This window comes from Lutibacter citreus (assembly GCF_003260195.1).
Classification (GTDB): domain Bacteria; phylum Bacteroidota; class Bacteroidia; order Flavobacteriales; family Flavobacteriaceae; genus Lutibacter; species Lutibacter citreus.
This window is the reverse complement of sequence record NZ_QEIH01000002.1, coordinates 140,784-166,855: the sequence shown is the minus strand read 5'-3', so window position 1 is coordinate 166,855 and position 26,072 is coordinate 140,784. Positions and strand designations below refer to the sequence as shown.

Sequence of the window (26,072 nt, the reverse complement as noted above, 5' to 3'; positions counted from 1 at the left end):
GAATTAAAAGTTAAAACTTGATTAACTTGTGGTTAATGAAATGTGTGAGTAATAAATGGTTTGTAATAGTTATTTTAATCATAGTTTTTATATTTAAAAGCTTTGGTCAGGACCACCATTTAGTAGCTGTTACAAATGTTGTATTGGGAAATGAGACAAGTTGTGCGCTGTTTAGTGCAAAATCATCTCAAATTCCTTCTCTTGCTTATATAAGAGCGCAAAAATTAGAAGGCTCTGAAAATGGTATATTTACTATTAATGGAGATAATATAAGATATATTTCATTGTCAAGTTTAAAAGGTATACCTGATAATTTAAGTATTATCCGATTTACTTTTTTAAAATCTGACCAAAAAACGCTAATTCCACCATCTAATTTAAGATTTATTATTAATGATATTGATGGTCCTAATAATGAGGCTTTATCTACAAACTGTAATGAAAATTTAAAATCAATAGGCACTTCAAGCGAAACAAATTTAATTTTAGATAATAATCCTCCAAGCATTGATACTTTTGGTGCCGTTGAAGAAAATGAAGGGCCTACAAGTAGAGTAATGTTTGAATTTATACACGTAACTTCTGTTGAATTTGAAAATTATGGAAATGAAGGTTATTTAAAGGATTTTGACTTAAACGATGATTACCCAATAGCAGAACCTATTTACTTGAAATGTAAAAAAGAAGATCAAATTATTTTTAAACATGACTCAATTGTTTCTTGGTCTAAAAAAGTTATAAGCAAGGAACGCGGAATTTTAAAAATAGATATAAAACCAATTTACTTTGATAATGATAAATATAGTATTAGAAAAGACGGCGTATCTGAATTAGTAAAAGTTGAATTTTTATTAAAGAAGTTTCCAAAGCTTAAAGTTGAAATAAGATCGCATACGGATTCTAAAGAAGATGACAGCTATAATTTAAAGCTATCCAGGCAAAGAACTAATTCTGTGCTTTCTTGGTTGTTTAACAAAGGCATTAATCCTTTCCAATTAACTGGAAAAGGTTATGGAGAAAGCAAATTGGTTAATAAATGTTCAAATGGAGTATTATGTACCGAAGAGGAGCATCAATTAAATAGAAGAACAGAATTTGTTATTTTAAATCCTGAAGTAGTAAGTGAAGAATAACTAAGAAATTGAATAAAAAAAATGCCACTTTTATAAAGTGGCATTTTTTATGATTTAAATAATCTTATAAATCAAAACCTAAATCAACGCCAAGATTTTTGGCAATTAGTTTTGTAATGTTAGATTTTAATTGTGGGATTTTTATTTTTTCAACAACATCATTTCCAAAGGCGAATAATAATAATGCTTTGGCTTCCTTTTTTGGTATACCTCGAGATTGCATATAAAATAATGCACTTTCATCTAATTGACCAATAGTACAACCGTGAGAACACTTAACATCGTCAGCAAATATTTCTAATTGTGGTTTCGAATTAATTGTAGCACCATCACTAATTAAAATATTATTGTTTTGTTGAAATGCATTTGTTTTTTGTGCTTCTTGTTGTACAATTACTTTTCCGTTAAAAACACCTGTTGATTTATCATCATAAATACCCTTATAAAGCTCGTGGCTCTCACAATTTGGATACTTGTGGTTTACTAAGGTATGATTATCTACGTGTTGCTTATCGTTTAAAATTGATATACCGTTTAAATTTGAAGTAATATTTTCACCTTCGTGATAGAACTCTAAATTATTACGAATAATTTTTCCTCCAAACGAGTACGTATGAACAGATGCAACACTTTGTTGTTTTTGAGAAACAAAAGTACTGTCAATTAAAGATGAATCTTTCGTATCATCTTGAATTTTGTAAAAATCAACAATAGCTCTTTTATGAACAAAAATTTCAGTAACTGAATTTGTTAGAGTTGTGTTTTTAGATAAATTCTGATTACGTTCTATTATTTGAACGTGAGAATTTTCACCAACAACAACTAAATTTCTTGGTTGAAGCATTACTTCACCTTCAATACCAGTTGAAAAGTTTAGTATTTGAATTGGCTTTTGAACAATAGTATTTTTAGGGACATTTATAAACGCACCTTCTGTTGTAAAAGCTGTATTTAATTCCGCTAAACTATTGTTTTCTTTTGCAATGGTGTTGAAATAATTATCAACAATCATTTTATATTTTGGACGTGTTAAAGCAGATGATAAAACACAAACATCACAATTATCATGTGTTGTGTCTGATAAAAATGAATTAAATACACCATCAATAAATATTAATGTGTAAGATTCAATATCATTAATCAAATATTCTTTAATATCTTTAAATCCAATTGATTTATCTGTTGACGGAAATAAACCAAGATCTTTTTTTAATATAGATTTTAAGCTGGTGTATTTCCATTCTTCATTCTTTTTTGTAGGAAAACCTTCCTTTTCAAAATTGTGAATTGCTTTTAAACGTAATGAGTGAACATTTGAATCTAAATCCAAGTTACCTTTGTTTTCAAAAGCCAAAAATGAAGAAACTAATTTTTCTTTTAATTCCATAGTGTTTTATTTCAACCAGTCGTAACCTTTTTCTTCTAATTCAAAAGCTAATTCTTTACCTCCAGATTTAACAATTTTACCATTGTGTAAAACATGTACAAAATCAGGAACTATATAATCTAACAAACGTTGGTAGTGTGTAATTACAATAACTGCATTATCCTTGCTTTTAAGCTTGTTTACTCCATTTGCAACAATTTTTAAAGCATCAATATCTAAACCTGAATCTGTTTCATCTAAAATAGCTAATTTTGGTTCTAACATAGCCATTTGAAAAATCTCATTTCGTTTCTTTTCTCCACCTGAAAAACCTTGGTTTAACGAGCGTGATAAAAATTTACGATCAATTTCTAATAAATCGGCTTTTTCACGAATTAACTTCAACATATCTTTAGCTGGAAGGTCTTCTAAACCTTTTGCCTTTCTAGTCTCATTAATTGCAGTTTTAATAAAATTGGTAACTGTTACTCCTGGAATTTCAACAGGATATTGAAAAGATAAGAAAATACCTTTATGTGCTCTATCTTCTGGTGCTAAATCAGCTAAATCTTCACCATTTAAAATAACTGATCCTTTAGTTACTTCATATTCATCTTTTCCTGCAATTACGGCTGAAAGTGTACTTTTTCCAGAACCGTTAGGTCCCATAATTGCGTGAACTTCACCTGGTTTAATACTAAGATTTATACCTCTTAAAATCTCTTTGTCGTTTATGCTTGCGTGTAAATTTTTTACTTCTAACATTTTTATATATTTTATCCTACGGATCCTTCTAAACTAATTTCTAATAATTTTTGAGCTTCAACAGCAAACTCCATTGGTAATTTATTTAATACTTCTTTACCAAAACCATTTACAATTAAAGCAATGGCTTTTTCTGTATTTATACCACGTTGATTACAATAAAATAATTGGTCTTCACCTATTTTACTTGTTGTTGCTTCGTGTTCTATTTGTGCTGTTTTGTTTTTTGCTTCAATATATGGGAAGGTATGAGCTCCACATAAATTACCCATTAATAAGGAGTCACATTGAGAGAAGTTACGAGCATTTTTTGCACGTGCTCCAACATGAACCAAACCTCTATATGAATTTTGTGAATGTCCGGCAGAAATACCTTTAGATATAATTGTACTTTTTGTGTTTTTACCTAAGTGTATCATTTTTGTTCCAGTATCTGCTTGCTGGTAATTATTAGTTACAGCAATTGAATAAAATTCGCCAACCGAATTATCACCTTTTAATACACAACTTGGATATTTCCAAGTAACAGCACTTCCAGTTTCAACTTGTGTCCAAGAAATTTTTGCATTCTTTTCACACAATCCACGTTTAGTTACAAAATTGTAAACTCCACCTTTTCCTTCTGCATCACCAGGATACCAGTTTTGAACTGTTGAATATTTAATTTCAGCATCATCTAAAGCAATTAACTCTACAACAGCTGCGTGTAATTGATTTTCATCACGAGCAGGTGCTGTACAACCTTCTAAATAACTTACAAAACTTCCTTCGTCTGCTATAACTAAAGTACGTTCAAATTGTCCTGTTCCACCTTCATTTATTCTAAAATATGTTGAAAGTTCCATTGGACAAGTAACACCTTTTGGAATGTAACAGAAAGATCCATCTGAAAAAACAGCTGAATTTAATGCTGCATAAAAATTATCAGAAGTAGGTACAATAGTTCCTAAATATTTTTTAACTAGTTCTGGATGTTCCTGTATTGCATCTGAAATTGGCATAAAAAGAATACCTTTTTCGTTTAATGTTTTTTTGAATGTTGTGGCTACAGAAACAGAATCAATAACAATATCAACAGCTACATTTGATAACCGTTTTTGTTCATCTATTGAAATTCCAAGTTTTTCAAAAGTTTTTAATAATTCAGGATCAACTTGATCTAAACTATCTAATTGTTTCTTTTGAATTGGGGCTGAGTAATAGCTAATGTCTTGAAATTTTGGTTTTTCGTAATTAACATTTGCCCAATCAGGCTCTTCCATCTCTTTCCATACACGAAAAGCTTCTAAACGCCATTCAGTCATCCAATCTGGTTCATTTTTCTTTTTAGAAATTGCAATTACAACTTCTTCATTTAAACCAATAGGAAACTTATCAGCTTCTATATCAGTATAAAACCCGTATTCGTACTCTTTAGTTTCGAGTTCTTTTTTTAAATCGTCTTCAGTAAATTTATTCATTACAAATTTTTAAAGTGAAAAACTTTCGCCACATCCACAAGTGCGTTGTGCATTAGGATTGTTAAATACAAATCCAGTTCCGTTTAATCCACCAGAATACTCTAATGTTGTGCCCACCAAATATAAAAAGCTTTTTTTATCTACAATAATTTTTATGCCATTGTCTTCAAAAACTTTATCATCATCTTGGTTTTCTTTGTCGAAATTTAAATCGTATGAAAGTCCTGAGCAACCACCACTTTTAACACCAACTCTCACAAAATCAACTTGTGGGTCAAAGCCGTCATCAGTCATAAGCTCTATAACTTTCTTTTTTGCTATATCTGAAACTTTTATCATTTTGCTTATATAGATTAATTCTAAATTAGTGCAAATATAGGAGAAAAAACGTGTTTTTGTACTATATATAATGAATATAATTGATAGTACTATTGATGTTCCTTATTCAAAATTTATATTTTAACTTTGCAAAATGATTGAAGATAAAAACCAGGCACGAACAAGTATTTCAGAATTAGGTGAATTTAAATTGATAAAACACTTAACTCAAAATTTTAAAATTCAACAAAAATCTACGGTAATTGGAATTGGAGATGATGCGGCAGTTCTTGATTTAAAAGATAAAAAAGCCTTAGTAACTACAGATTTATTAATTGAAGGAGTGCACTTTGATTTAAGCTATATGCCTTTAAAACACTTGGGGTATAAGGCGGTTATGGTAAATTTATCTGATGTTTATGCAATGAATGGAACAGCAACTCAAATTACTGTTTCAATTGCGGTTTCTAATCGTTTTCCTTTAGAGGCAGTTGAAGAATTATATGAAGGAATTCATTTAGCATGTAGTAGTTATAATATTGATTTGGTTGGAGGTGATACAACTTCTTCTGTTACTGGTTTGGTGATTAGTATTACGGCTATTGGAGATATAAACCAAGAGGATATTGTTTGTAGAAATGGTGCAAAACCTAATGATTTGTTGGTTGTTTCAGGAGACTTAGGAGCAGCATATTTAGGTTTGCAGGTTTTAGAACGTGAAAAGAAGGTCTTTGAAGTAAATCCAAATTCGCAACCAGATCTGTCTATTTATTCTTATTTAGTTGAACGTCAATTAAAACCAGAAGCAAGAAAAGATATTGTAAAATTATTGAAAGATTTAAAAGTTAAACCTACATCAATGATTGATATTTCTGATGGACTTTCTTCTGAAATTTTACATATATGTACAGAATCTAAAGTTGGGTGTGATTTATATGAAGAAAAAATTCCATTAGATCCTCAAGTAATTTCTACTTGTGAAGAATTTGAGTTGAATAGTACTACTATTGCTTTAAGTGGAGGAGAAGATTATGAACTATTATTTACAGTTGCTCAGGAAGATTTTCCAAAAATTAAGGCAAATCCGCATTTAACTGTAATTGGCCATATGACCGATGCTTCTATGGGAGCTAATTTGGTAACTAGAGCGGGGCAGAAAATTGGATTAACAGCTCAAGGTTGGAATTCGTTAAAAAATTAATTCATTTTTTTTCCTATTGAATAATCATAAACTAGATTAATATTTGGAGATTTAGACATTCCGTTTGGGTTTAATCCAGGTTCACCTTCTGGTATTGAGTGATTTAGTTCTGTATAATAATTAATCCAAAACTTTAATGTTTCATTAGTTTTAGGATCTTTAAAAGTCATAGGCTCTAATTGAAAAGGATTTGTTGTTGAATTAATTTTATGAAACATTACATAAAGTAATTCTGAACAATAATAATTATCATCGCCAATAATATAAATTTTATCATAAGGTAAACCAACCAACGTTTTTCCGTATTCAATAGCTGGTTTTATTAATGGTTTAAATACTTTTTTTAATCGCCCTACAACAACTTTTGGTTTTCCGTTTTCAAGATTTCTGTCTAAAAAAGTAGAAATTGAAGATAATTGAACACCAGATGAAATGGCCTCAAGGACTTTTAATTTGTTATTATCTTTAACAACAATAGCAACATGGGTAAAGTTGAATTTTAAACCTGTTTCTGTTACTTTTTTTATGGCATCATCAATATTTTCTTTATCAAGATCTTGAAAAAGTATATCACCTTCTTTTAACTTAAATTTGTTTAGGCTACAGGATATAAGTAGTAAACATAAAAATAGGAAAGGTAAAATTTTTAAAAACATTTTTTTCCGAATTTTAAAAGTGATTCAATTAAATCGTTTTTATTCTCAATATGACTCATATGTCCATCAGGAAATTCAACAATACTAACTTTCGTATTTTTAGTTTGATAAATTAATGAATTATAATCTAAAGCAGGATCTTGTTTTCCTATAATCATTTCAATAGGGAACGTTGTATTTTTATAAATAGAAGTAAGATTTTCTCTTATTTTCATTCCTTCTAAAGCCGCAGTTATTCCTTGTGGTGATAATTTTAAAGCCTCCTCAATTACTTCTTCAATTTCTTTTTTGAAAATGGTTCTGTTTTTTTCTGAAAATAACATTGGAATAGCAATTCTTATAAATGTTTTATGGTTTTGTTTAACAGCTTTAATCCCTCTATCTCTATTTATTTTTTTTTCTTCAGTATCGGGTAAAGCGGTTGAATTCATTAAACACAATCCTTTAACATTTTCAGGAAAAAGTTTTCCAAAAGCAAGTGCAATATAACCTCCCATACTATGTCCAACCAACATGTATTTTCTTAAATGTAAATGATTTAAAACTGTTTTTACCATTTCAGCTTGATCATTCATTGAATGAACATATCCTAAATTTTCGGTTTTACCATGACCTAGTAAATCAATACATATTACTCTAAATTTTGTAGAAAGAATATTTACGGTACTATTCCACATAGAACTATTTTCAAGAAAACCATGCAATAAAACAATGGCACTTCCTTTTCCCGTATCTGAAAAGTGGACTTGTGAATTTTTATGAAATATATGCATATCTCAAAATAAAAAATTAATACTAATAAAAAATTAGTTTTTCAACCCTTTAATGGCTGAAAAAGCTTTGTCAACCACATCTTCTTCTACCAAAATTGTAAATTCATTAGTGGTAGATACAACTTCATATAAAGAAATTCCTTCCCAAGCTAAACGTTTAAAAAATTGATAGTATAAACCAGCAATTTTAGTGTTTTCTTTAGGTAAGCCAATAGTAATGGCAGATAAATGATCTTGTACTGCAGTGCAAACTTCATTTTTATAAAAGTCTTCAATTTGCTCTTTTAAAGCTGTGGTAATTAATACGTTACTTTCGTGTACACCACGTGTAAATGTGTAAAAGATATGAGAATCATCTTTTATTATTTCCAAAGTTTTTAAATGTGCCTGAATTAAAGAAGGCGAATTTTTAAAGGTATAATCAGATAAATCTGAACGAACCGTAATATCACCTAAATTTTGAAGAGCTCTATTTAATTTAATTTTATTAGCCATTTCTTTTGGCGGACTGTACCTTCTTAACGCCATCATTATAGCGCCTGATTTTACTGGTTTACGTAGCATTTTAGAAATAGGATCTCTAAGCTCTTCAGCTAGTGCGCTGTAATTTAAGATGTTTCTTGTAAGTGCATCTTCTAAAAAAGGTTGTGATACTAAAATCTCTTCTACGCAAGTAGCTATTGTTCTCATCTTGTTAAATAGTTAACAGTTTGTGCAAAATTAGTGTATAATTTTTAATTATACACATAAACTTGAAAATCATTTTAAATTTGTAGTTCTAAAAACAAGAAAATGAAAGTTTTAAAATTCGGTGGAACATCAGTTGGTTCAATTAAGAACATTAAACGTGTTAAAGAAATAATTACTGATGGAGATAAAAAAATAGTTGTTTTATCGGCAATGTCGGGCACAACAAATGTATTAGTTGGATTTTCAGAAAATATTAAAGCTGGTTTGGTTAACGAAGCTTTAGAGAGTATGGATGAATTATATGCAAAATATCAAGTAGTTATTGATGAGTTGTTTGAGGCATCTGAATTAAAACAAGAAGTTAGTAATTATGTAGATCAGGTTTTTGATTATTTAAAATCATTAACTTCTGAAAAACATAATGAGTTTTTATATAATAAAATTGTTTCACAGGGAGAATTAATGTCTACCTATATGTTTACTAAATATTTAAATCAAGAAGGTGTGAATGCTCGCTTACTTCCTGCTTTAGGGTTTATGCGTATTGATAAATCAAATGAACCAGATGATTTTTATATTAAACAAAACTTGCAACGTATAATTGATGAAGCTTTACCAGCTGAAATTTATATTACACAAGGATTTATTTGTTTAGATGCTTATGGAAATGTTGCAAACTTACAACGAGGAGGAAGTGATTATACAGCAACAATTATTGGAGCTGTTGTTGAAGCTGATGAAGTTCAAATTTGGACAGATATTGACGGAATGCATAATAATGATCCAAGATTTGTAGAGAATACACACGCCATTTCAAATTTAAGTTTTGATGAAGCTGCCGAGTTAGCATATTTTGGAGCAAAAATATTACATCCGCAAACAGTAATGCCGGCTCGTGAAGCTAATATTCCTGTGAGATTAAAAAATACAATGGATCCAGAATCTTACGGAACATTAATTTCGCAAGATACGGAAGGTGACGGTGTTAAAGCTATTGCGGCAAAAGATGGTATTACAGCTATTAAAATAAAATCTGCTAGAATGCTACAATCACATGGTTTTTTGAAAAAAGTTTTTGAAATATTTGAAAAGTATGAAACTTCAATTGATATGATTACTACTTCTGAAATAGCAGTTTCATTAACAATAGATGATGCTTCTAACTTAGAATCAATAGTTGAAGAGTTAGAGAAATTTTCAACTGTAGAGGTAGATAGCCAACAAACAATTGTTTGTTTAGCTGGGCATTCAATAGTTAAACATGCTGATACTCATAAATTATTTAAAGTTTTAAAAGATATTCCTGTAAGAATGATTTCTTATGGTGGTAGTAATAATAATATATCATTATTAGTAAATACAGATGATAAAATAACTGCTCTTAAAAAGTTAAATTCTTACGTTTTTTAAAGCAATTGTATTTAAATTTATTGGTTAATATAAAAAAAACCGAATCTATTGATTCGGTTTTTTTATACATTTAAATTAATATTAACTATTCATCAAATCTTCAATTTCTTCAACTTCAATAGGAATGTTTCTCATTAAGTTAAAAGGATTTCCGTTTTTTTGAATCACAACATCATCTTCAATTCTAATACCCATATTCTCTTCAGGAATGTAAATTCCCGGTTCAACGGTGAATACCATATTGGCTTTCATTGGTGTTTTTAATGCTCCATAATCATGGGTGTCTAATCCTAAATGGTGTGAAGTCCCGTGCATAAAGTATTTTTTATAAGCTGGCCAGTTTGGATCTTCATTTTCTACATCTGCTTTGCTAATTAATCCTAAATCTATTAATTCAGAAGTCATTATTTTTCCAATTTCTTTGTGGTATTCTCCCCAAAGATTTCCTGGAACAAGCATTTTTGTAGCTTCATTTTTAACTCTTAAAACAGCGTTGTAAACTGCTTTTTGACGTTCTGTAAAACGACCATTAACAGGAATAGTTCTTGTCATATCGCTTGAATAATTTGCATATTCAGCACCAACATCCATAAGTAGCATATCACCGTCTTTACACATTTTATTATTTTCAATATAATGTAAAACACAAGCGCTGTACCCAGAAGCAATAATTGGTGTGTATGCAAATCCTTTAGAACGAGCTCTTAAAAATTCATGCATATATTCAGCTTCAATTTCATATTCCATAATCCCTGGCTTCACAAAAGGTAAAATTCTTCTAAAACCTTTATTGGTAATTTCACAGGCAGTTTGCATTTGCTCAATTTCTTCAGGCTCTTTTACACCTCTAATAGCTTGCATGATTTGCCCGCTTTTTTCCCATTTATGAGCAGGGTAATCATTTTTACATTTTTTTATAAATCTATCTTCTCGAGTTTCTATTTTTACAGATTGTCTGTAGTGTTCATTTGTGTTAAAATAAACGCTTTCAGCTTCGGTCATTAAATCATAAAATGTTTTTTCAAATTCTGAGAGCCAATAAATAGTTTTAATACCAGAAACCTCGGTAGCTTCTTCTTTAGAGTATTTTGCTCCATACCAGATTTCAATAAGTTTGCTAGTTTCAGTTAAAAATAAAATTTCTCTGTGGTTTGGGTCAATAGCATCTGGAAAAAGCACTAAAATACTTTCTTCTTGATCAGCACCACTTAAATAAAATAAATCTCGACTTTGTTCAAAAGGCAGTGCGCTATCGGCACCCGTTGTAAAGGTATCATTCGAATTAAAAACAGCAATTGATTTTGGTTTCATTTGAGCAACAAATTTTGCTCTGTTTTTTTTAAAAAGTTGATTTTTTATTGGTGCGTATTTCATTTTAAAAATGTTTTAAGTTATAAATATCTTAATGTTTGAATTAAGAAAAGAATAAATATTTCATTAGAAAGGAATAATTGAAATATTAAGTAACAAAGTTATAAATTTGTTTAAAACATAACTTTAAATTTTTAATATTATTTATGCGAAAACTAATAGTATTTCTACTTTCAATCTTATTTACAGTTGTTACGCATTCTCAAAAGAAGCCTGCTTACAAATTATACAATGCTAAAGGGAATAAAGTATCTTATAAAAAAATGATTAAAAAAATGGGAAAAGCTGATGTTGTTTTATTTGGAGAACACCACAATAACCCAATAGTGCATTGGTTGCAATTAGAGGTTACTAAAGATTTAAATGAATTGAGAAAACTAACCCTTGGCGCAGAAATGTTTGAGGCTGATAATCAAGAAGCATTAAATAATTATTTATTAGGGAAAATTACACAAAGAGAATTAGATACTTTGGCGAGATTATGGAGTAATTATCCTACAGATTATAAGCCCTTAGTGGATTTTGCTAAAGAGAATAAATTAGCTTTTATAGCAACCAATATTCCTAGAAGATATGCAAGTTTGGTGTTTAGAGGTGGTTTTGAAATTCTTGAGAAACTTACATATGAAGAAAAAGAATGGGTGGCTCCATTGCCAGTTAAATATGATGCAACCTTACCTGGTTATGTAAAAATGAAAGGGATGATGGGTGGTCATGGAGGTGATAATTTACCAAAAGCTCAAGCCATTAAAGATGCAACAATGAGTTATTTTATTACAGAAAATTTAGAGCCAAATAATTTATTTATTCATTATAATGGTTCTTATCATTCAGATAATTATGAAGGGATTTATTGGTATTTAAAAGAAAATAATAAAAACTTAAATATTGTTACGGTTAGTTTAATTGACCAAGAAAACATTAAAAAATTTAGTAAAGAGAATAAAATGAAAGCTGATTTTATAATTTCTGTTCCTACAAATATGACAAAGACTTATTGATAGAAGAATTATTTTAACAATTTAATAGTGATAAAATAGTTAATCACTTAATAATTTTTGCTATTTTCGAAGCTACTAAGACTAAAAAATATCACATTGCCTAATCTATTTCATGAAAACGAATTTGTTTTTAGTGTTCTATTTGAAGCAGTTTCTGAAGGAGTAATTGTTGTTGATGAAAATCAAACAATTGTTGTTACGAACAGGGCGGCTGAAAAAATGTTTGGATATACTAAAGAAGAGTTGTTAAATCAACCATTAAATTTACTAATTCCAATTAGGTACCATAAAAAACATGGTTCTCATTTTAGTTCATTTTATAAAAAATCTTCTACCCGTCAAATGGGGCAGAATAGTGATTTATATGGGGCAAATAAAACTGGAATAAACTTTCCTGTTGAGGTTGGCTTAAATCCTTTTGAAATAAGTGGGAAGAAGTATGTTATGTCTATAATTATTGATATAACAAATAGACGAAAATCTGAGGCTAAAATATTAGAACTTAATACATTATTAGAAGGAAAGGTTTCTGAAAGAACTTCAGAATTAAATAAAACTGTTAAAACCCTTCAAGTAGAAATTGAGAAAAGAGTAAAAGCTGAAAGTAAATTAATTAAAGCGTTAAAGAAAGAGAAAGAGCTAAATGAGTTAAAGACTAAGTTTTTATCGTTAGTTTCTCATGAGTTTAAAACTCCTTTAAGTGGAATTTTAAATGCTTCTATTTTAATAGGTAAATATAAGCTTTCGGAAATGCAGGAGAAAAGAGAAAAGCACTTATTAACTATTAAAAATAAAGTTCAATATTTAGATGGTATTTTAAATGATTTCTTATCTGTTGAAAGAATGGAGTCTGGTAAGGTAAAATATAAATATGGCAATTTTAAGTTGAGTAAAGTTGTAAATGAAGTTATTTACAATTCTAATTTAATGTTAAAAAATGGGCAACATATTATTTATCCTAAGAATATTGATAATATAGATTTATACCAAGATGAAAAAATATTAGAATTAATATTGTCTAATATTTTAAATAATGCTATTAAATATTCTCCTGAAAATTCGAAAATTAATTTTATAATAAAATCTGACACTTCTAAAGTGATTTATGAAATTAAAGATGAGGGAATTGGAATACCACCAAAAGATCAGAAATATATTTTTAATCGTTATTTTAGAGCCGAAAATGCATTAACAAATCAAGGTACAGGTATTGGTTTAAATATTGTAAAAACTCACGTAGAAAATTTAGGAGGGAAAATAAAATTTAGAAGTATTTTTAATGAAGGAACAATTTTTATTGTTGAAATACCACTAAAAAATAAGGAATGAAAAAAATATTAATTATAGAAGATGACGTTGTTTTAAGAGAAACTACGGCTGAAATTTTGGAATTAGAAAACTATAAAGTAGTTACAGCTTCTAATGGTAAAAGAGGTGTTGAACAAGCGCGAATTATGTTGCCAGACTTAATAATTTGTGATATTATGATGCCTGAGTTAGATGGGTACGATGTTTTTAAATTGCTTTCAGAAGAAGATAAAACAAAAAAAATACCTTTTATTTTCATGTCTGCTAAAACAGAAATGAAAGATGTTAGAAGAGGAATGGATTTAGGTGCAGATGATTATTTAACAAAACCGGTTCAAGAGGAATTGTTATTAAGTGCTATTGAAAGTAGACTAGCAAAAGCTGAACTTTTAAATGAAACACATATTGCTGTTGAAGAAAAGGTTGAAGAAGAGGTTGATGAAACATTGCTTGATATTTTAAATTTAGAAGACCTTAAAAATTACTTTTGTGACTTTGGTACTCTAAAATTATATAAAAAAGGAGAACCTATTTATAAAGAAAGAGAGAATTCAAATAGTGTATATTTAGTTTATAAAGGAAAAGTAAAAGGGGTTAAAATTGATGAGTTTGGGAAAGAATTAATAATTACTGTAAACAAAGACGATGATATTTTTGGTTTCTCTGCATTATTTGACGGTTCTAGAAATTATGAATCTGCCATTGCAATGGAAAAAGTTGAAATAATGAGTGTTTCAAAAAATATAATTCAACAAATATTAAAAAACAACTATCAATTATCACTAGATATATTTCAATTAATAAATGATAATTTAACTGAAGTTAAAGACCAATTACTTCAAATGGCATATGGTTCTATGCGAAGAAAAACTGCAAAAACTATTTTAAAATTTGCTCATAAAATGAGGCAAACACCCACAAATAGTATTAATATTTCAAGAAGAGACCTTGCTAGTGTTGCCGGTATTGCAACAGAAAGCTTAATTAGAACTTTAACAGATTTAAAGAAAGAAGGGGTTATTGAAATAGAAGGAAGAAATATAAGAATAGTTGATTTAGAAAAGTTAAAGGCTATTTATTAATTTCTTTATTTAAAAAGAGCAACTTTAAGAAATAATTTCACTGATTTATGTCATTTCTTATTAATACTGCATACTATATGTTTGCAGTAATATTAAGAATAATGAAAAACGTATTAATTTTAACTGATTTTTCTAAAAAATCATGGAACTCTATTGAGTATGTTCTTGAGTTGTTGCAAAACACTCAATGCTCTTTCCATTTACTACATGCTGGAAAAAGATATGAGAATGAAATTGAAGACGAAATTCACGACCAATTAGAATTGGTGAAAGTTTATAGTAAAAGAGATTCTAAAAGGGCTTTTGATAAATTAATTCAAAAAATCAATTTACTTTCTATAAAAGGAGATCATACATTTATTCCAATTATTGATGATAACAACATAGTTGAAGCTACAAGAAATCAAGTACGAAATAAAAAAATTGATTTAATTGTTATTGGTGCAGATGATATGACTATTAATGGGAAAAAGAATAAAAAATCTATTTCTGAAGAAGTAATTACTAAAGTAAAATGCTCTGTATTAATAGTTCCAGAAGATGCTTGTTTTAATAGATTAAATGAAATAGGATTCCCAACAGATTATACAAATTTTTACGAAGGAAAATTATTACAAGATTTAACAAATAGAGATTGTTATAGTAATTCTTCAATTCGTTTTTTATACCTAAGTAAAGAAATATACAAATTAAGTAAAGAACAAACTTGGAATAAAGAAACATTGCATGATTATTTTATAAATAAAAATCATAGTTTTAATTCTAAAGTAAATAAAAATTTAGAGGAATCTATAGAGGAATTCATAAAAGAAAAGAAGGTTAATATAATTGTATTGGCTGCAAAAAATTTGAATTTATTAGAACAAATACTTTTTAGACCAAAAAAAGAAAATTTAGAGTACTATTCTAAAACTCCTTTTCTTGCAATGCATCAATCTAATTTTTAAAGAGTAAAAAACTTATTCATTCCTTTTTAAAACTTAGATACTTTTACATCCTTTTAAAGTGAATAAAGCGGAAATAATTTTAGAAAAAGCTATAAAAGTTTCCGATTCAATTGCAACCACTACATTATTAGTTAAATATTTGGTAGATGCTTTAAAAATAGATGGATTTATTTAATAATAAGTTTGGGCTAGGATAAAAAAGAAAAGATTAGACTTTTAATAAAAAGAGGAAGTTTATAAGCTCTAAAGAAAGATTCCAATCGAGTTTTTTTAGTTGAAAAGGTGCGATTCTTAAAGAATATCAATTCCAAAATTGGAAGAGTAAGAAGCGTGTTGTTTCTACAAAGTATTAGAAATGTTCAATTTAATGCTTAAATGTATTTTTTACGTTTATATTTGTAACTAAATATTTTTATCGACGCGTTAAACTTTAGAATTCAAAATGAAAAATTTTCTTCTTTTTATAACATTATTTTCTTTATTTCAATTGTCATCTCAGGAAAAGAAGCATTCTGATTTAAAACTATTTTTGGATTGTTCAAATTGTGATGAATCTTATATAAAACAAAATTTGAGTCATGTTGATTTTGTTAGAGATCAGAATTTTGCAGATGTTTATATTCTATTTAGAATTCAGTCAAATGGAAGTGGAGGTAAAAAATATGAAATTGATTTTCTTGGTCAGGGACGTTATAAGAAAAATAGAAATTGGTTGAATTTTTCTACAAAATCTGATGATACTCAAGCCGAGGTTAGAGATATGATTTTTGAGTATATTAAATTAGGTTTGGTTAAATTTTGGATCCGCAGTGGGAATGATGATGTAATTTCTATACATTTAAAAGAGGAAGATGAAAATGAAGAGGATGTTGAAGTGGGAGATCCTTGGAATAAATGGGCGTTTAATGTTGGGTTTAGAGGAAGTTTTACAGGGCAAGAAGTTAAAGAATCCCGATACTTAAATTATAATGTTTCGGCAAAAAGGGTAACAGAGAATAATAAATTCTTTTTTAGAATTAGCAATTCTAATGATAAAAAAACATTTAGAAAAGTCACTGATACAATTATAACAAATCAGAAGTCAAGCTCTTTGCGTATTTCTAATATATTTAGTTTAAACAGTCATTGGTCTGCAGGTGTATTTGGAGGTATTTATAAATCAACCTACAATAATTATGATTTTTCATCGTATTTAAAACCTGCCATTGAATATAATTTCTTTACCTATAAAGAATCTTCTAAAAAGCAACTTGTTTTATCTTATAGAATTGGAGCTAGTCAGAATGATTATATTGAAACAACTATATACGGTGAAGATGAGGAGCTACTTTGGGAACATGGTTTAAATTTAGGAGGAAGTGTATTGCAAAAATGGGGAAATATTAGTAGTGAATTATCTTACGAACATTATTTACATGATTCAAAATTAAGTGCGCTGGCTTTTAGACTTGGAACTAACTTTAGAGTGTTTAAAGGGCTTTCATTAAGTGTAAATGGAAATTATAAAATAACAGATAACCAACTAAATTTAGCAGCTGGTGATATTTCTTTAGAGGATTTATTATTGGCCCAAAAACAAGCAAAATCTGGTTATAATTATTCATTAAGAATGGGGCTTAATTATTCTTTTGGCTCCATGTATAATTCAATTGTTAATCCTCGTTTTAATTTTTAAATAAAAAATAGAGTCAAAACGTTGTTTTTCCTATCTTTAAATAACCTGGTTTTTGATAGCTATAACAGAAAGTAGAAACCTCTAGGTTTGTTTTTTAATTCTTTTAACCAGAATTAAGCTTATATTGGTATTGTTTTTAATTGATAAAAAGATCTACTAATCTTTATGCCGGTTAAGTTTTTAAGCTTGTGGTGTGTTTTTTATAACCATTCTAAATAAAGCTAAAAGGTCATTTTATCTTTAATTTGAAGTGAGAAATGAGTATCTTTGTGCCTTTAAAAAAAATAATAAAAAATGAGCGTTTTATCATCATCAATTGCAAGGAAAGTAGCCATGGCATTGTCAGCACTTTTCCTTATCATTTTCTTAATTATTCATTTAGCAGTTAATTTAACTTCATTATTTAGTGCAGATGCTTTTAACGAAGCTTCTCATTTTATGGGGACAAATCCATTAATACAGTTTGCTATGCAACCGGTATTAATTTTTGGAGTTGTTTTTCACTTTGTGATGGGATTTGTATTAGAGCTAAGGAATAGAGGAGCTAGAAATGTAAAGTATGCTAAATTTAACGGAGCAGCAAGTTCAACTTGGGCATCTAGAAATATGATTATTTCTGGAGCAGTTATTTTGGCTTTTATCGTGTTACACTTCATCGATTTTTGGATTCCTGAATTGAATACTAAATATGTCTTAGGAGACATGTCTGGTGTTTTACCAGGTGAAGAAGGATATCGTTATTTTGAAGAATTACAACACAAATTTGCAAATCCATTAAGAGTTGGAGCTTATGTAGTTGCTTTTGTTTTATTAGCAATTCATTTAATGCACGGTTTTCAATCTGCATTTCAATCAATGGGTTTCAACAACAAATACACTGGTTTTGTAAAAGCATTTGGTAAATTTTATTCAATTGTAATTCCTTTAGGATTTATTATTGTAGCATTATGTCACCATTTTAACCATTAATCTTAGATAACTATGACGACTTTAAATTCAAAAGTACCACAGGGTCCAATTAAAGATAAATGGACAACTTATAAAGAAAATGTAAATCTGGTAAACCCAGCAAACAAACGTAATATTGATATTATTGTTGTTGGAACAGGTTTAGCAGGAGGTTCTGCAGCGGCTTCGTTAGCAGAATTAGGATATAACGTAAAAGCATTTGCTTACCAAGATTCTCCACGTAGAGCGCATTCAATTGCAGCACAAGGAGGTATCAATGCATCAAAAAATTATCAAAATGATGGTGATTCTGACTATCGTTTATTTTATGATACAGTAAAAGGTGGAGATTACCGTTCTCGTGAAGGGAATGTACACCGTTTGGCAGAGGTTTCAGGAGCTATTATTGATCAATGTGTTGCACAAGGTGTTCCTTTTGCACGTGATTATGGTGGTTTACTTGATAACCGTTCATTTGGTGGGGTATTAGTATCTCGTACTTTTTACGCTAAAGGACAAACAGGACAACAATTATTATTAGGTTGTTATTCAGCAATGAACCGTCAAATAGCTCGTGGAAATATTGAAATGTTCAATCGTCACGAAATGCTAGATGTTGTAAAAGTTGATGGAAAAGCAAGAGGTATTATTGCGCGTAATTTAATTACTGGTGAAATTGAGCGTCATTCAGCTCACGCAGTAGTTATTGCAACTGGTGGTTATGGAAATGTATATTTCTTATCTACTAACGCAATGGGATCTAATGCAACTGCAGCTTGGAAAATTCATAAAAAAGGAGCATATTTTGCAAATCCTTGTTTTACACAAATTCACCCTACGTGTATTCCTCGTTCAGGTGATTACCAATCTAAATTAACGTTAATGTCTGAATCATTACGTAATGATGGTAGAATTTGGGTTCCTGCAAAAATTGAAGATGCAAAAGCAATTCAAGAAGGAAAATTAAAACCTACTGCAATTGCTGAGGAAAATAGAGATTACTATTTAGAAAGAAGATATCCTGCATTTGGTAACTTAGTACCACGTGATGTTGCATCAAGAGCTGCAAAAGAACGTTGTGATGCTGGTTTTGGAGTTAATGCTACTGGTGAAGCTGTTTATTTAGATTTTGCTTATGCAATTAACCGTTATGGAACTATTCAAGCAAAGCTTAAAGGTTTAACTAATGCTTCAAAAGAAGTAATTACTGAATTAGGAGAAGCTGTTATTGAAGAAAAATACGGTAACTTGTTCCAAATGTATGAGAAAATCGTTGATGAGAATCCATACAAAACTCCAATGATGATTTATCCTGCAACACACTATACAATGGGTGGTGTTTGGGTTGATTATAACTTAATGACTACAGTACCTGGTTTATATTGTATTGGTGAAGCTAACTTCTCTGATCACGGTGCAAACAGACTTGGAGCTTCTGCTTTAATGCAAGGGTTGGCTGATGGTTATTTTGTATTACCTTATACTATTGGAGAATATTTATCTGATGATATTAGAACTGGTGCAATTCCAACAGATTCTGCTGAGTTTGACGCAGCTGAAAAAGAAATAAAAGAAAAATTAGAATTTTTCATTAATAATAACGGAACGCATTCTGTAGATTATTTCCATAAAAAACTAGGTTTAGTTATGTGGAATAAAGTAGGGATGGCTCGTAATGAAAAACACTTAAAAGAAGCGATTAAAGAAATTCAAGATATTCGTGAAGATTTCTGGAAAAACGTAAAAGTTCCTGGAGATTTAAATGAAATGAATGCTGAGCTTGAAAAAGCTGGTAGAGTTGCTGATTTCTTAGAATTAGGTGAGTTATTTGCAAAGGATGCTTTAAATCGTGAAGAATCATGTGGAGGTCACTTCCGTGAAGAACACGTTACTGAAGATGGAGAAGCAAAACGTGATGATAAAAACTTTGCGTATGTTGCTGCTTGGGAATATACAGGTAAACCTAGCGAAGCTATTTTACATAAAGAACAATTAGAATTTAAAGATATCGAATTAAAAACTCGTTCATACAAATAAGAAAGACAATATGGATTTAACGTTAAAAATTTGGAGACAAAAAGGGCCTCAAGATAAAGGTCAAATGGTCGAATATAAAGTTACCGATATTTCAGAACACATGTCATTCTTAGAAATGATGGATGTGTTAAATGAAGGTTTAGTAGCTAAAGGAGAAGTTCCTGTAGCTTTTGATCACGATTGTAGAGAAGGTATTTGTGGTATGTGTTCATTACATATTAATGGTGAACCACACGGTCCAGATAGAGGTATTACAACTTGTCAGTTACATATGCGTATGTTTAAAGACGGTGATACTATTTATATTGAGCCTTGGAGAGCTAAAGCATTCCCGGTAATTAAAGATTTAATTGTAGACCGTATGGCTTTTGAGCGTATTCAACAAGCTGGTGGGTATATTTCTGTAAATACTTCAGGAAATACACAAGATGCAAATGCAATTCCTATTTCTAAGCACAATGCAGATTTATCTATGGATGCTGCTGCTTGTATTGGTTGTGGAGCTTGTGTTGCTAGTTGTAAAAACTCTTCAGCAATGTTATTTGTTTCTGCTAAAGTTTCTCAGTTTGCATTATTGCCTCAAGGTCAAATTGAAGCTGCAGACCGAGTTAGAAATATGGTTAAACAAATGGATGAAGAAGGTTTTGGTAACTGTACTAATACTGGTGCTTGTGAGGTGGAATGCCCTAAAGGAATTTCATTAGAAAATATTGCACGTATGAATCGTGAATATCTAAAAGCAAGTATGTAGATTAATAATAAATATATAATTAAAAGAGCCGTATTTTTAATAATACGGCTCTTTTTTATTGAAAATATTTTTTGTTCTTATATGGAATAACATTAAATTCCAAAGTGGGATTTTATTATTACAAAAACGAAGTCTTTTGAAGAGGTTCAAGTAATATTATTATTTATGCTTTTGATTAAATAATACATATCCAAATTTGACTATGAAACATATCACCGAGGTTATAGATTTAAGTATTTGGAACTAGAAAGACAGAAATTAAATTACTAAACCATATAAAGTTAATTAAAAGCCTATTTTATTTCTAAAATAGGCTTTTTGTTTTATTGATTGAGTTTACTTCAGAATGTTAAATTGTGTATATTTAAAACTTAATTAAAATCATATGAGGCTTATAAAATTACAAATTCTTTTAATTGCACTTTTTACAAGTAGTTTAACCGTTTTTTCACAACAAGAAAAAATGGTATTAGAAGGAGTTATTAAGGATGAATTTAATATGACAATTCCATATGCTTCAATTACAATTTTTAATAAAAATAATGGTACATCTAGTACTGAAGAAGGTGGTTTTACGCTTTCAGTTTCAAAAGAAAATTTGAAGGATAGTTTATTTGTCTCTAGTATTGGATTTGAATCACTAAAACTTAAAGTACAAGATTTTATTAATAATAAAGACAAAAACATAGTTTTAAAAGAACATGTAACGTCTTTATCTACTGTAGAAATATTGAAAAATGTTGATTACGTTAAGAGGGCAATTAAAAATTTGCGACAAAATAGTGTAGGCTCTAGACATCAATTAAAAATTCTTTACCGAAGAGCGTCAGAAGAGGAAGGTATATCAAGATTTTTTGTGGAGCACTATATTAATGTAATTGACTATGGTGTTGGTGTTAGTGCGTTTAATGATATTGAAATTATGGAAGGGAGAAAATCTGCAGATTATAGATTCGTAAAAAAGAAATTTCCTATTCATAATATTAAAGTAATGGCTACTAGAAATCCATTAAGAGAAGGAATTCCTTTTAAAAAATATAAATGGACAAAGAAAGGTGATACATCTTATGATGGTGAAGATGTTGTAATAATGGAAGGTAGAATTGGAAAGCAAAGGTTTTTAAGATTGTATATAGGAGTTGACACTTATGGTATTTATAAAGTAGAGACTTCAGATTTAGATGCGGTTTATGTTTATAAAAAAAATAAAGACGGAAAGTTGTATTTAAGTTATCATAATCGTGTTTGGAAATCAGCAGTTCCGTTACCTGAATATCAACGAAAATTGAGGGGAATTACAAAAGGAGATAATAAAATTACAGTAGCTTACAGACATGAGGCTTTTGTAATGGGCATTGAAACTAACAGAAAGAAAATAAACTTTGGTAAAAATTACAATGAAGTAATGGATATGGGAGATATGAAAGTTCCTTATCATGCCGATTTTTGGAAAAATTTTAATGTTCCACCAGATACAGAGTTTTTTAGAAAGATAAAATCAGAATTGGAATCACATTATGGTGTTCCATTAGAAAAGCAGTATGAACTGGTAAATTAACTGTCCAAAATATTTAATTTAATGCCAAAATACAATCCATATATTCAATCTAAATTACCAAATGTTGAAAGCTCTATTTTTTCAGTAATGAGCGGTTTAGCATTTAAACATAATGCTATAAATTTATCTCAAGGATTTCCAAATTTTGAAAGTTCTTTAGAGTTGAAGCAAATGGTGAATAATGCCATGTTAAATGGTAAAAATCAATATGCACCAATGCAAGGTATATTTAGTTTAAGAAGAGCTATTTCTGAAAAGATGGAGAATTTGTATGGAGCGAGTTACAATCCAGAAACTGAAATCACAATAACCGCAGGTGCAACACAAGCTATTTTTACGGCAATTGCAGCAGTTGTTAATGTTGGTGATGAGGTTATTATTTTTAAACCTGCTTATGATAGTTATGAGCCAACAATACAATTATTTGGAGGAAAAGTAGTTTCTTATCAATTAAATCCTGAGACGTTTAAAGTTAATTGGGAAGAGGTTAAAAAGTTAATTACTTCTAAAACCAAAATGATTTTAATAAATACACCGCATAACCCATCAGGAAAGGTTTTTTCAAAAGAAGATATGCAATGTCTTGAGCGATTGCTGAGAGATACAAATATATTATTGTTAAGTGATGAAGTATATGAGCATATTATTTTTGATAATAAACAACACCAGTCTGCAGCTTTATTTCCAGGATTGGCCGAAAGAACTTTTATAACAGCTTCATTTGGAAAAACATTTCATAATACCGGCTGGAAAGTAGGTTATTGTTTGGCTCCAAAGTATTTGATGAAAGAATTTCAAAAAGTGCATCAATTTAATGTATTTAGTGTAAATCATCCAATGCAAGTGGGGTTGGCAAAATATATAAAAAACCCTGAAACGTATATGGAACTTGGGGTTTTTTATCAGAAAAAACGTGATTTATTTTTAGATTTAATGAAGGATTCTAGATTTAAGTTTAAGCCTTCTAATGGTACGTATTTTCAAATTATGAGTTATAAAGATATTACTGATGAAAATGATGTTGTTTTTGCAAAAAGATTGATTGAAGAATATAAAATAGCAAGTATTCCAATTTCAGTATTTAATGAAGATAGGTTAGATACAAAAGTTTTACGTTTTTGTTTTGCTAAAACTGATGATACTTTAAAGCAAGCGGCTGCTATTTTATGTAAAATATAATTTGTAATTTACAATTACGATATATTAAATTTATAAAAATGGAAAAATTAAAAGGAATAGTATTATTTGTTTTTTTATTTGTGTTTACCATAGTTCAGGCTCAAAAGGTAGAGTTTAATGGAGTGAAGTATATGGTGAAAAAAAACGCCATATTTGTTGATAAATTAGATGTTACAAATACCCTTTCACAAGAAAAACAAGTTAATATTAAGAATAGATTAAGCGAACAGATATCAGCTGAAAAAAAGTTAGACGAAGCTAAAAAAGCTCAAAGAAATGCTGAAAAGGCTCAGAAGAAAGCTGAAAAAAAACAAAAAAAAGCCGAAAATAAAATAAAAGAAAAAGAAAAACTCAAAAAAAATTATACTGATGCTAAAGAAAAATATAAAAAGGAATTAAAGCGTCATGATAAATTAAGAGATAAAGGCAAGTTATCTATTGAAGATGAAACTAAATGGCAGGAAAAATTAAAAGGGTACCAAAAGAAAATAGATAAGGCCAAAAGAAAATTATAGTTTTTAGTTTTATGAATTCATTTTTAAAAATAACAATACTTCAATCAGCAATTGTTTGGCAAAACAGTAGTCAAAACTTGCTTAACTTTACTAAAATAATTGAAGGGATTCGTGAAGAAACTGATATTATAGTTTTGCCTGAAATGTTTACTACTGGTTTTAGTATGGAACCACAAGAAATTGCAGAATCTATGGATGGTGAAACTGTTCAGTGGATGAAAAAAGTTGCTTTTCAGAAAAAAGTTGCGGTTGCAGGAAGTGTTATAATAACTGAAAATAATAAGTTTTACAATCGATTTTTATTTGTGCATCCTTCAGGAGAAATTGATATTTATAATAAGCGTCATTTGTTTTCATTGGCCGGGGAAGATAAAATTTATACTTCCGGTTGTGAAAAAGTTATAATTGATTTTAAAGGGTGGAAAATTTGTCCACAAATTTGTTACGATTTACGATTCCCTGTATTTTCTAGAAATATAGAAGAATATGATGTTTTATTGTATGTTGCCAATTGGCCAAAACTAAGAATATTGGCTTGGGATACTTTGTTAAAAGCAAGATCTATTGAGAATTTATGTTATACAGTTGGGGTAAATAGAATAGGAGAGGATGCTAATAATTTAAATTATATTGGTCATTCTGCTGTTTATAATTGTTTAGGTGAAATAAAAAGTAATTTAAACGAAGAAACTGCCTCAGTTCAAATAATTGAATTGAGTAAAAGTCATATTATTGAAACAAGAAAAAACCTTAATTTTTTAAATGACAGAGATTCTTTTCAGATAATGGAGTAAAAAAAACAAACCAATGAGGTTTTGAAGACCACTTTGGTTTGTAATAATAACGATATTCTGAACTTGTTTCAAAAACTTATCATTTGAATATCAAATACTGGTTAATGATAATTTAACTGTTTTAAGTTAAAGGATTCATCCATTTAAAGTTGTATTTGGTATCTGGAACAACAATGCGCTCTGTAATTCTATACATTCTTTCTGGAAGTTTCATTAAGTAATCTCTTGCTTTTTCAGCTTCGGGAGTTAGCCCGGTGATTTTATCTATTTCCCAAGTAGTATTTAGTTTTTTAATAATGTCTACATAATCAAAACCAGTATATACACCAACTCTTTGGGCAACTGTTGAAAATTGATCGAATAAAGATCCTTTTTCTTCGCCCGAATGTCTTAAATGATAAGCTGGCATTACTATTTTATGTTTCATCATATGTTGGTAAGCAAACATCATTTCACTTGGATCGTGTTCAAATATTTGTCGCACAAATTCTGTATATGCTAAATGATGACGCATTTCATCTCCCGCAATAATTTTAGACATTTTGGCTAGCATTTTATGACCATTTTTACGAGCAATTTTGGCTACGTTATTGTGTGAAATATATGTTGCCAGCTCTTGAAAGCTTGTATAAACAAAATTTTTGTATGGATCTCTTGAAGTTCCAATATCAAATCCATCAGAAATTAAATGTTGCGTAGTAATTTCAACTTCTCGCATATTTACCCTACCAGAAAGATATAGGTATTTGTTTAAAACATCACCATGTCTGTTTTCTTCACCTGTCCAAGATCTAATCCATTTCGCCCAACCATTATCTCCATTGTTATTGCTGTGTTGTGAAATTCCTTCAACATCTAAAAGCCAAGATTCATAGGTTGGTAATGCTTCTTCAGTAATAGTATCTCCAACAAGAACTACCCAAAAATCATCATTCATTTCTTTTGAGAGTTCTCTAATTTCTTTTACTTCTTCAATAAATTTATCGCTTTGAGAATTTGGTAGAAAATCTGTTGGTTGCCAAATTTCCTCGGGTTTTATTAAAAATTTATCTACAAAAGTTTCTATATTCTTTTCTAGGGTTAGCATTACCTCTAACCTGATATTGTGTTGTGACATGTCCGTTTTTTTAGTTT

At 29.3% G+C, this 26,072-nt stretch carries 24 protein-coding genes; 15 read left to right on the top strand and 9 right to left on the bottom strand.

The window, feature by feature from the left end:
- The first annotated feature begins 35 nt into the window (after positions 1 to 35).
- Complete coding sequence (locus DAD81_RS03830) at positions 36 to 1,133, top strand: OmpA family protein (protein WP_111706917.1); 1,098 nt, start codon at positions 36 to 38, stop codon at positions 1,131 to 1,133.
- Positions 1,134 to 1,197: 64 nt separating this feature from the next.
- Here DAD81_RS03830 and sufD read toward each other — a convergent pair whose 3' ends face one another.
- The 4 genes from sufD to DAD81_RS03810 are packed head-to-tail and all read right to left on the bottom strand — an operon-like array spanning position 1,198 to position 5,063.
- A complete protein-coding gene (gene sufD, locus DAD81_RS03825) occupies positions 1,198 to 2,520 on the bottom strand; it encodes a Fe-S cluster assembly protein SufD (RefSeq protein WP_111706916.1) in 1,323 nt (440 codons plus the stop codon).
- 6 nt (positions 2,521 to 2,526) lie between these two features.
- Complete coding sequence (gene sufC / locus DAD81_RS03820; protein ID WP_111706915.1) at positions 2,527 to 3,264, bottom strand: Fe-S cluster assembly ATPase SufC; 738 nt, start codon at positions 3,262 to 3,264, stop codon at positions 2,527 to 2,529.
- Positions 3,265 to 3,275: 11 nt separating this feature from the next.
- Complete coding sequence (sufB, locus tag DAD81_RS03815; RefSeq protein ID WP_111706914.1) at positions 3,276 to 4,724, bottom strand: Fe-S cluster assembly protein SufB; 1,449 nt, start codon at positions 4,722 to 4,724, stop codon at positions 3,276 to 3,278.
- Positions 4,725 to 4,733: 9 nt separating this feature from the next.
- Entirely contained in the window at positions 4,734 to 5,063 is a 330-nt protein-coding gene (locus DAD81_RS03810) for a HesB/IscA family protein (RefSeq protein ID WP_111706913.1), read from the bottom strand.
- A gap of 133 nt (positions 5,064 to 5,196) precedes the next feature.
- On the opposite strand from DAD81_RS03810, the gene thiL reads away from it, so the two are divergent.
- A complete protein-coding gene (gene thiL / locus DAD81_RS03805; protein ID WP_111706912.1) occupies positions 5,197 to 6,243 on the top strand; it encodes a thiamine-phosphate kinase in 1,047 nt (348 codons plus the stop codon).
- Here thiL and DAD81_RS03800 read toward each other — a convergent pair.
- From DAD81_RS03800 to DAD81_RS03790, 3 genes are read right to left on the bottom strand one after another with little or no spacing between them, the layout of a single operon-like run.
- Positions 6,240 to 6,899 (bottom strand): YiiX/YebB-like N1pC/P60 family cysteine hydrolase, encoded by a 660-nt coding sequence (locus tag DAD81_RS03800; RefSeq protein ID WP_111706911.1) that lies wholly within the window; start codon positions 6,897 to 6,899, stop codon positions 6,240 to 6,242. The two genes, thiL and DAD81_RS03800, sit on opposite strands and share 4 nt — an antisense overlap.
- The gene (locus DAD81_RS03795) at positions 6,890 to 7,672 is read right to left on the bottom strand and encodes an alpha/beta fold hydrolase (RefSeq protein ID WP_111706910.1); all 783 of its coding nucleotides are present in this window, start codon (positions 7,670 to 7,672) and stop codon (positions 6,890 to 6,892) included. The genes DAD81_RS03800 and DAD81_RS03795 overlap by 10 nt, the downstream gene beginning before the upstream one ends.
- Positions 7,673 to 7,705: 33 nt before the next feature.
- Positions 7,706 to 8,362, bottom strand: a complete 657-nt coding sequence (locus DAD81_RS03790) for a hypothetical protein (protein WP_111706909.1) — start codon at positions 8,360 to 8,362, stop codon at positions 7,706 to 7,708.
- A gap of 102 nt (positions 8,363 to 8,464) precedes the next feature.
- Here DAD81_RS03790 and DAD81_RS03785 point away from each other — a divergent pair, with 102 nt between their 5' ends.
- The gene (locus DAD81_RS03785; RefSeq protein WP_111706908.1) at positions 8,465 to 9,772 is read left to right on the top strand and encodes an aspartate kinase; all 1,308 of its coding nucleotides are present in this window, start codon (positions 8,465 to 8,467) and stop codon (positions 9,770 to 9,772) included.
- Positions 9,773 to 9,853: 81 nt separating this feature from the next.
- On the opposite strand, the gene DAD81_RS03780 is transcribed toward DAD81_RS03785, so the two are convergent.
- Positions 9,854 to 11,146, bottom strand: coding sequence for an aminopeptidase P family protein (locus DAD81_RS03780; protein ID WP_111706907.1), 1,293 nt, complete (start codon positions 11,144 to 11,146; stop codon positions 9,854 to 9,856).
- A gap of 143 nt (positions 11,147 to 11,289) precedes the next feature.
- Between DAD81_RS03780 and DAD81_RS03775 the strand changes: the two genes are divergently transcribed.
- The 12 genes from DAD81_RS03775 to DAD81_RS03720 all read left to right on the top strand — a co-directional run bounded on the left by DAD81_RS03775 (position 11,290) and on the right by DAD81_RS03720 (position 24,938).
- Positions 11,290 to 12,144, top strand: coding sequence for a ChaN family lipoprotein (locus DAD81_RS03775; protein ID WP_111706906.1), 855 nt, complete (start codon positions 11,290 to 11,292; stop codon positions 12,142 to 12,144).
- Between the two features lie 96 nt (positions 12,145 to 12,240).
- Complete coding sequence (locus DAD81_RS03770) at positions 12,241 to 13,473, top strand: PAS domain-containing sensor histidine kinase (RefSeq protein WP_111706905.1); 1,233 nt, start codon at positions 12,241 to 12,243, stop codon at positions 13,471 to 13,473.
- On the top strand, positions 13,470 to 14,534 hold the full coding sequence (locus tag DAD81_RS03765) for a response regulator (RefSeq protein WP_111706904.1): 1,065 nt from the start codon (positions 13,470 to 13,472) through the stop codon (positions 14,532 to 14,534). Before DAD81_RS03770 ends, DAD81_RS03765 begins: the two co-directional genes overlap by 4 nt.
- A 101-nt stretch (positions 14,535 to 14,635) precedes the next feature.
- Positions 14,636 to 15,481, top strand: coding sequence for a universal stress protein (locus tag DAD81_RS03760; protein WP_157961073.1), 846 nt, complete (start codon positions 14,636 to 14,638; stop codon positions 15,479 to 15,481).
- A gap of 442 nt (positions 15,482 to 15,923) precedes the next feature.
- Positions 15,924 to 17,156 carry a hypothetical protein gene (locus DAD81_RS03755; RefSeq protein WP_111706902.1) on the top strand — a complete coding sequence of 411 codons (1,233 nt, stop codon included), beginning with the start codon at positions 15,924 to 15,926 and terminating at the stop codon, positions 17,154 to 17,156.
- 294 nt (positions 17,157 to 17,450) lie between these two features.
- On the top strand, positions 17,451 to 18,125 hold the full coding sequence (locus DAD81_RS03750; protein ID WP_111706901.1) for a succinate dehydrogenase cytochrome b subunit: 675 nt from the start codon (positions 17,451 to 17,453) through the stop codon (positions 18,123 to 18,125).
- A 12-nt stretch (positions 18,126 to 18,137) separates the two neighbouring features.
- Positions 18,138 to 20,141, top strand: coding sequence for a fumarate reductase/succinate dehydrogenase flavoprotein subunit (locus DAD81_RS03745; RefSeq protein WP_111706900.1), 2,004 nt, complete (start codon positions 18,138 to 18,140; stop codon positions 20,139 to 20,141).
- 10 nt (positions 20,142 to 20,151) lie between these two features.
- Positions 20,152 to 20,892: a succinate dehydrogenase/fumarate reductase iron-sulfur subunit gene (locus DAD81_RS03740; RefSeq protein WP_111706899.1), complete on the top strand. Its 741-nt coding sequence runs from the start codon at positions 20,152 to 20,154 to the stop codon at positions 20,890 to 20,892.
- A 385-nt stretch (positions 20,893 to 21,277) separates the two neighbouring features.
- Positions 21,278 to 22,450 carry a carboxypeptidase-like regulatory domain-containing protein gene (locus DAD81_RS03735; protein ID WP_111706898.1) on the top strand — a complete coding sequence of 391 codons (1,173 nt, stop codon included), beginning with the start codon at positions 21,278 to 21,280 and terminating at the stop codon, positions 22,448 to 22,450.
- Between the two features lie 21 nt (positions 22,451 to 22,471).
- Positions 22,472 to 23,629: a methionine aminotransferase gene (locus DAD81_RS03730; protein WP_111706897.1), complete on the top strand. Its 1,158-nt coding sequence runs from the start codon at positions 22,472 to 22,474 to the stop codon at positions 23,627 to 23,629.
- Positions 23,630 to 23,667: 38 nt separating this feature from the next.
- Positions 23,668 to 24,144, top strand: coding sequence for a hypothetical protein (locus tag DAD81_RS03725; protein ID WP_111706896.1), 477 nt, complete (start codon positions 23,668 to 23,670; stop codon positions 24,142 to 24,144).
- 11 nt (positions 24,145 to 24,155) lie between these two features.
- The gene (locus DAD81_RS03720) at positions 24,156 to 24,938 is read left to right on the top strand and encodes an amidohydrolase (RefSeq protein WP_111706895.1); all 783 of its coding nucleotides are present in this window, start codon (positions 24,156 to 24,158) and stop codon (positions 24,936 to 24,938) included.
- A 121-nt stretch (positions 24,939 to 25,059) separates the two neighbouring features.
- On the opposite strand, the gene DAD81_RS03715 is transcribed toward DAD81_RS03720, so the two are convergent.
- Entirely contained in the window at positions 25,060 to 26,055 is a 996-nt protein-coding gene (locus DAD81_RS03715; protein WP_111706894.1) for an acyl-ACP desaturase, read from the bottom strand.
- Between the last annotated feature and the right edge of the window lie 17 nt (positions 26,056 to 26,072).

What these genes read in the sequence shown, in the direction of transcription:
- DAD81_RS03780 (WP_111706907.1), bottom strand. Translation starts at nt 11,146, where the DNA reads ATGAAATACGCACCAATAAAAAATCAACTTTTTAAAAAAAACAGAGCA.
- DAD81_RS03715 (WP_111706894.1), bottom strand. Translation starts at nt 26,055, where the DNA reads ATGTCACAACACAATATCAGGTTAGAGGTAATGCTAACCCTAGAAAAG.
- DAD81_RS03830 (WP_111706917.1), top strand. Translation starts at nt 36, where the DNA reads ATGAAATGTGTGAGTAATAAATGGTTTGTAATAGTTATTTTAATCATA.
- sufD (WP_111706916.1), bottom strand. Translation starts at nt 2,520, where the DNA reads ATGGAATTAAAAGAAAAATTAGTTTCTTCATTTTTGGCTTTTGAAAAC.
- DAD81_RS03785 (WP_111706908.1), top strand. Translation starts at nt 8,465, where the DNA reads ATGAAAGTTTTAAAATTCGGTGGAACATCAGTTGGTTCAATTAAGAAC.
- DAD81_RS03790 (WP_111706909.1), bottom strand. Translation starts at nt 8,362, where the DNA reads ATGAGAACAATAGCTACTTGCGTAGAAGAGATTTTAGTATCACAACCT.
- DAD81_RS03765 (WP_111706904.1), top strand. Translation starts at nt 13,470, where the DNA reads ATGAAAAAAATATTAATTATAGAAGATGACGTTGTTTTAAGAGAAACT.
- DAD81_RS03720 (WP_111706895.1), top strand. Translation starts at nt 24,156, where the DNA reads ATGAATTCATTTTTAAAAATAACAATACTTCAATCAGCAATTGTTTGG.
- sufC (WP_111706915.1), bottom strand. Translation starts at nt 3,264, where the DNA reads ATGTTAGAAGTAAAAAATTTACACGCAAGCATAAACGACAAAGAGATT.
- DAD81_RS03730 (WP_111706897.1), top strand. Translation starts at nt 22,472, where the DNA reads ATGCCAAAATACAATCCATATATTCAATCTAAATTACCAAATGTTGAA.
- sufB (WP_111706914.1), bottom strand. Translation starts at nt 4,724, where the DNA reads ATGAATAAATTTACTGAAGACGATTTAAAAAAAGAACTCGAAACTAAA.
- DAD81_RS03800 (WP_111706911.1), bottom strand. Translation starts at nt 6,899, where the DNA reads ATGTTTTTAAAAATTTTACCTTTCCTATTTTTATGTTTACTACTTATA.
- DAD81_RS03750 (WP_111706901.1), top strand. Translation starts at nt 17,451, where the DNA reads ATGAGCGTTTTATCATCATCAATTGCAAGGAAAGTAGCCATGGCATTG.
- thiL (WP_111706912.1), top strand. Translation starts at nt 5,197, where the DNA reads ATGATTGAAGATAAAAACCAGGCACGAACAAGTATTTCAGAATTAGGT.
- DAD81_RS03755 (WP_111706902.1), top strand. Translation starts at nt 15,924, where the DNA reads ATGAAAAATTTTCTTCTTTTTATAACATTATTTTCTTTATTTCAATTG.
- DAD81_RS03795 (WP_111706910.1), bottom strand. Translation starts at nt 7,672, where the DNA reads ATGCATATATTTCATAAAAATTCACAAGTCCACTTTTCAGATACGGGA.
- DAD81_RS03735 (WP_111706898.1), top strand. Translation starts at nt 21,278, where the DNA reads ATGAGGCTTATAAAATTACAAATTCTTTTAATTGCACTTTTTACAAGT.
- DAD81_RS03725 (WP_111706896.1), top strand. Translation starts at nt 23,668, where the DNA reads ATGGAAAAATTAAAAGGAATAGTATTATTTGTTTTTTTATTTGTGTTT.
- DAD81_RS03745 (WP_111706900.1), top strand. Translation starts at nt 18,138, where the DNA reads ATGACGACTTTAAATTCAAAAGTACCACAGGGTCCAATTAAAGATAAA.
- DAD81_RS03740 (WP_111706899.1), top strand. Translation starts at nt 20,152, where the DNA reads ATGGATTTAACGTTAAAAATTTGGAGACAAAAAGGGCCTCAAGATAAA.
- DAD81_RS03760 (WP_157961073.1), top strand. Translation starts at nt 14,636, where the DNA reads ATGAAAAACGTATTAATTTTAACTGATTTTTCTAAAAAATCATGGAAC.
- DAD81_RS03810 (WP_111706913.1), bottom strand. Translation starts at nt 5,063, where the DNA reads ATGATAAAAGTTTCAGATATAGCAAAAAAGAAAGTTATAGAGCTTATG.
- DAD81_RS03775 (WP_111706906.1), top strand. Translation starts at nt 11,290, where the DNA reads ATGCGAAAACTAATAGTATTTCTACTTTCAATCTTATTTACAGTTGTT.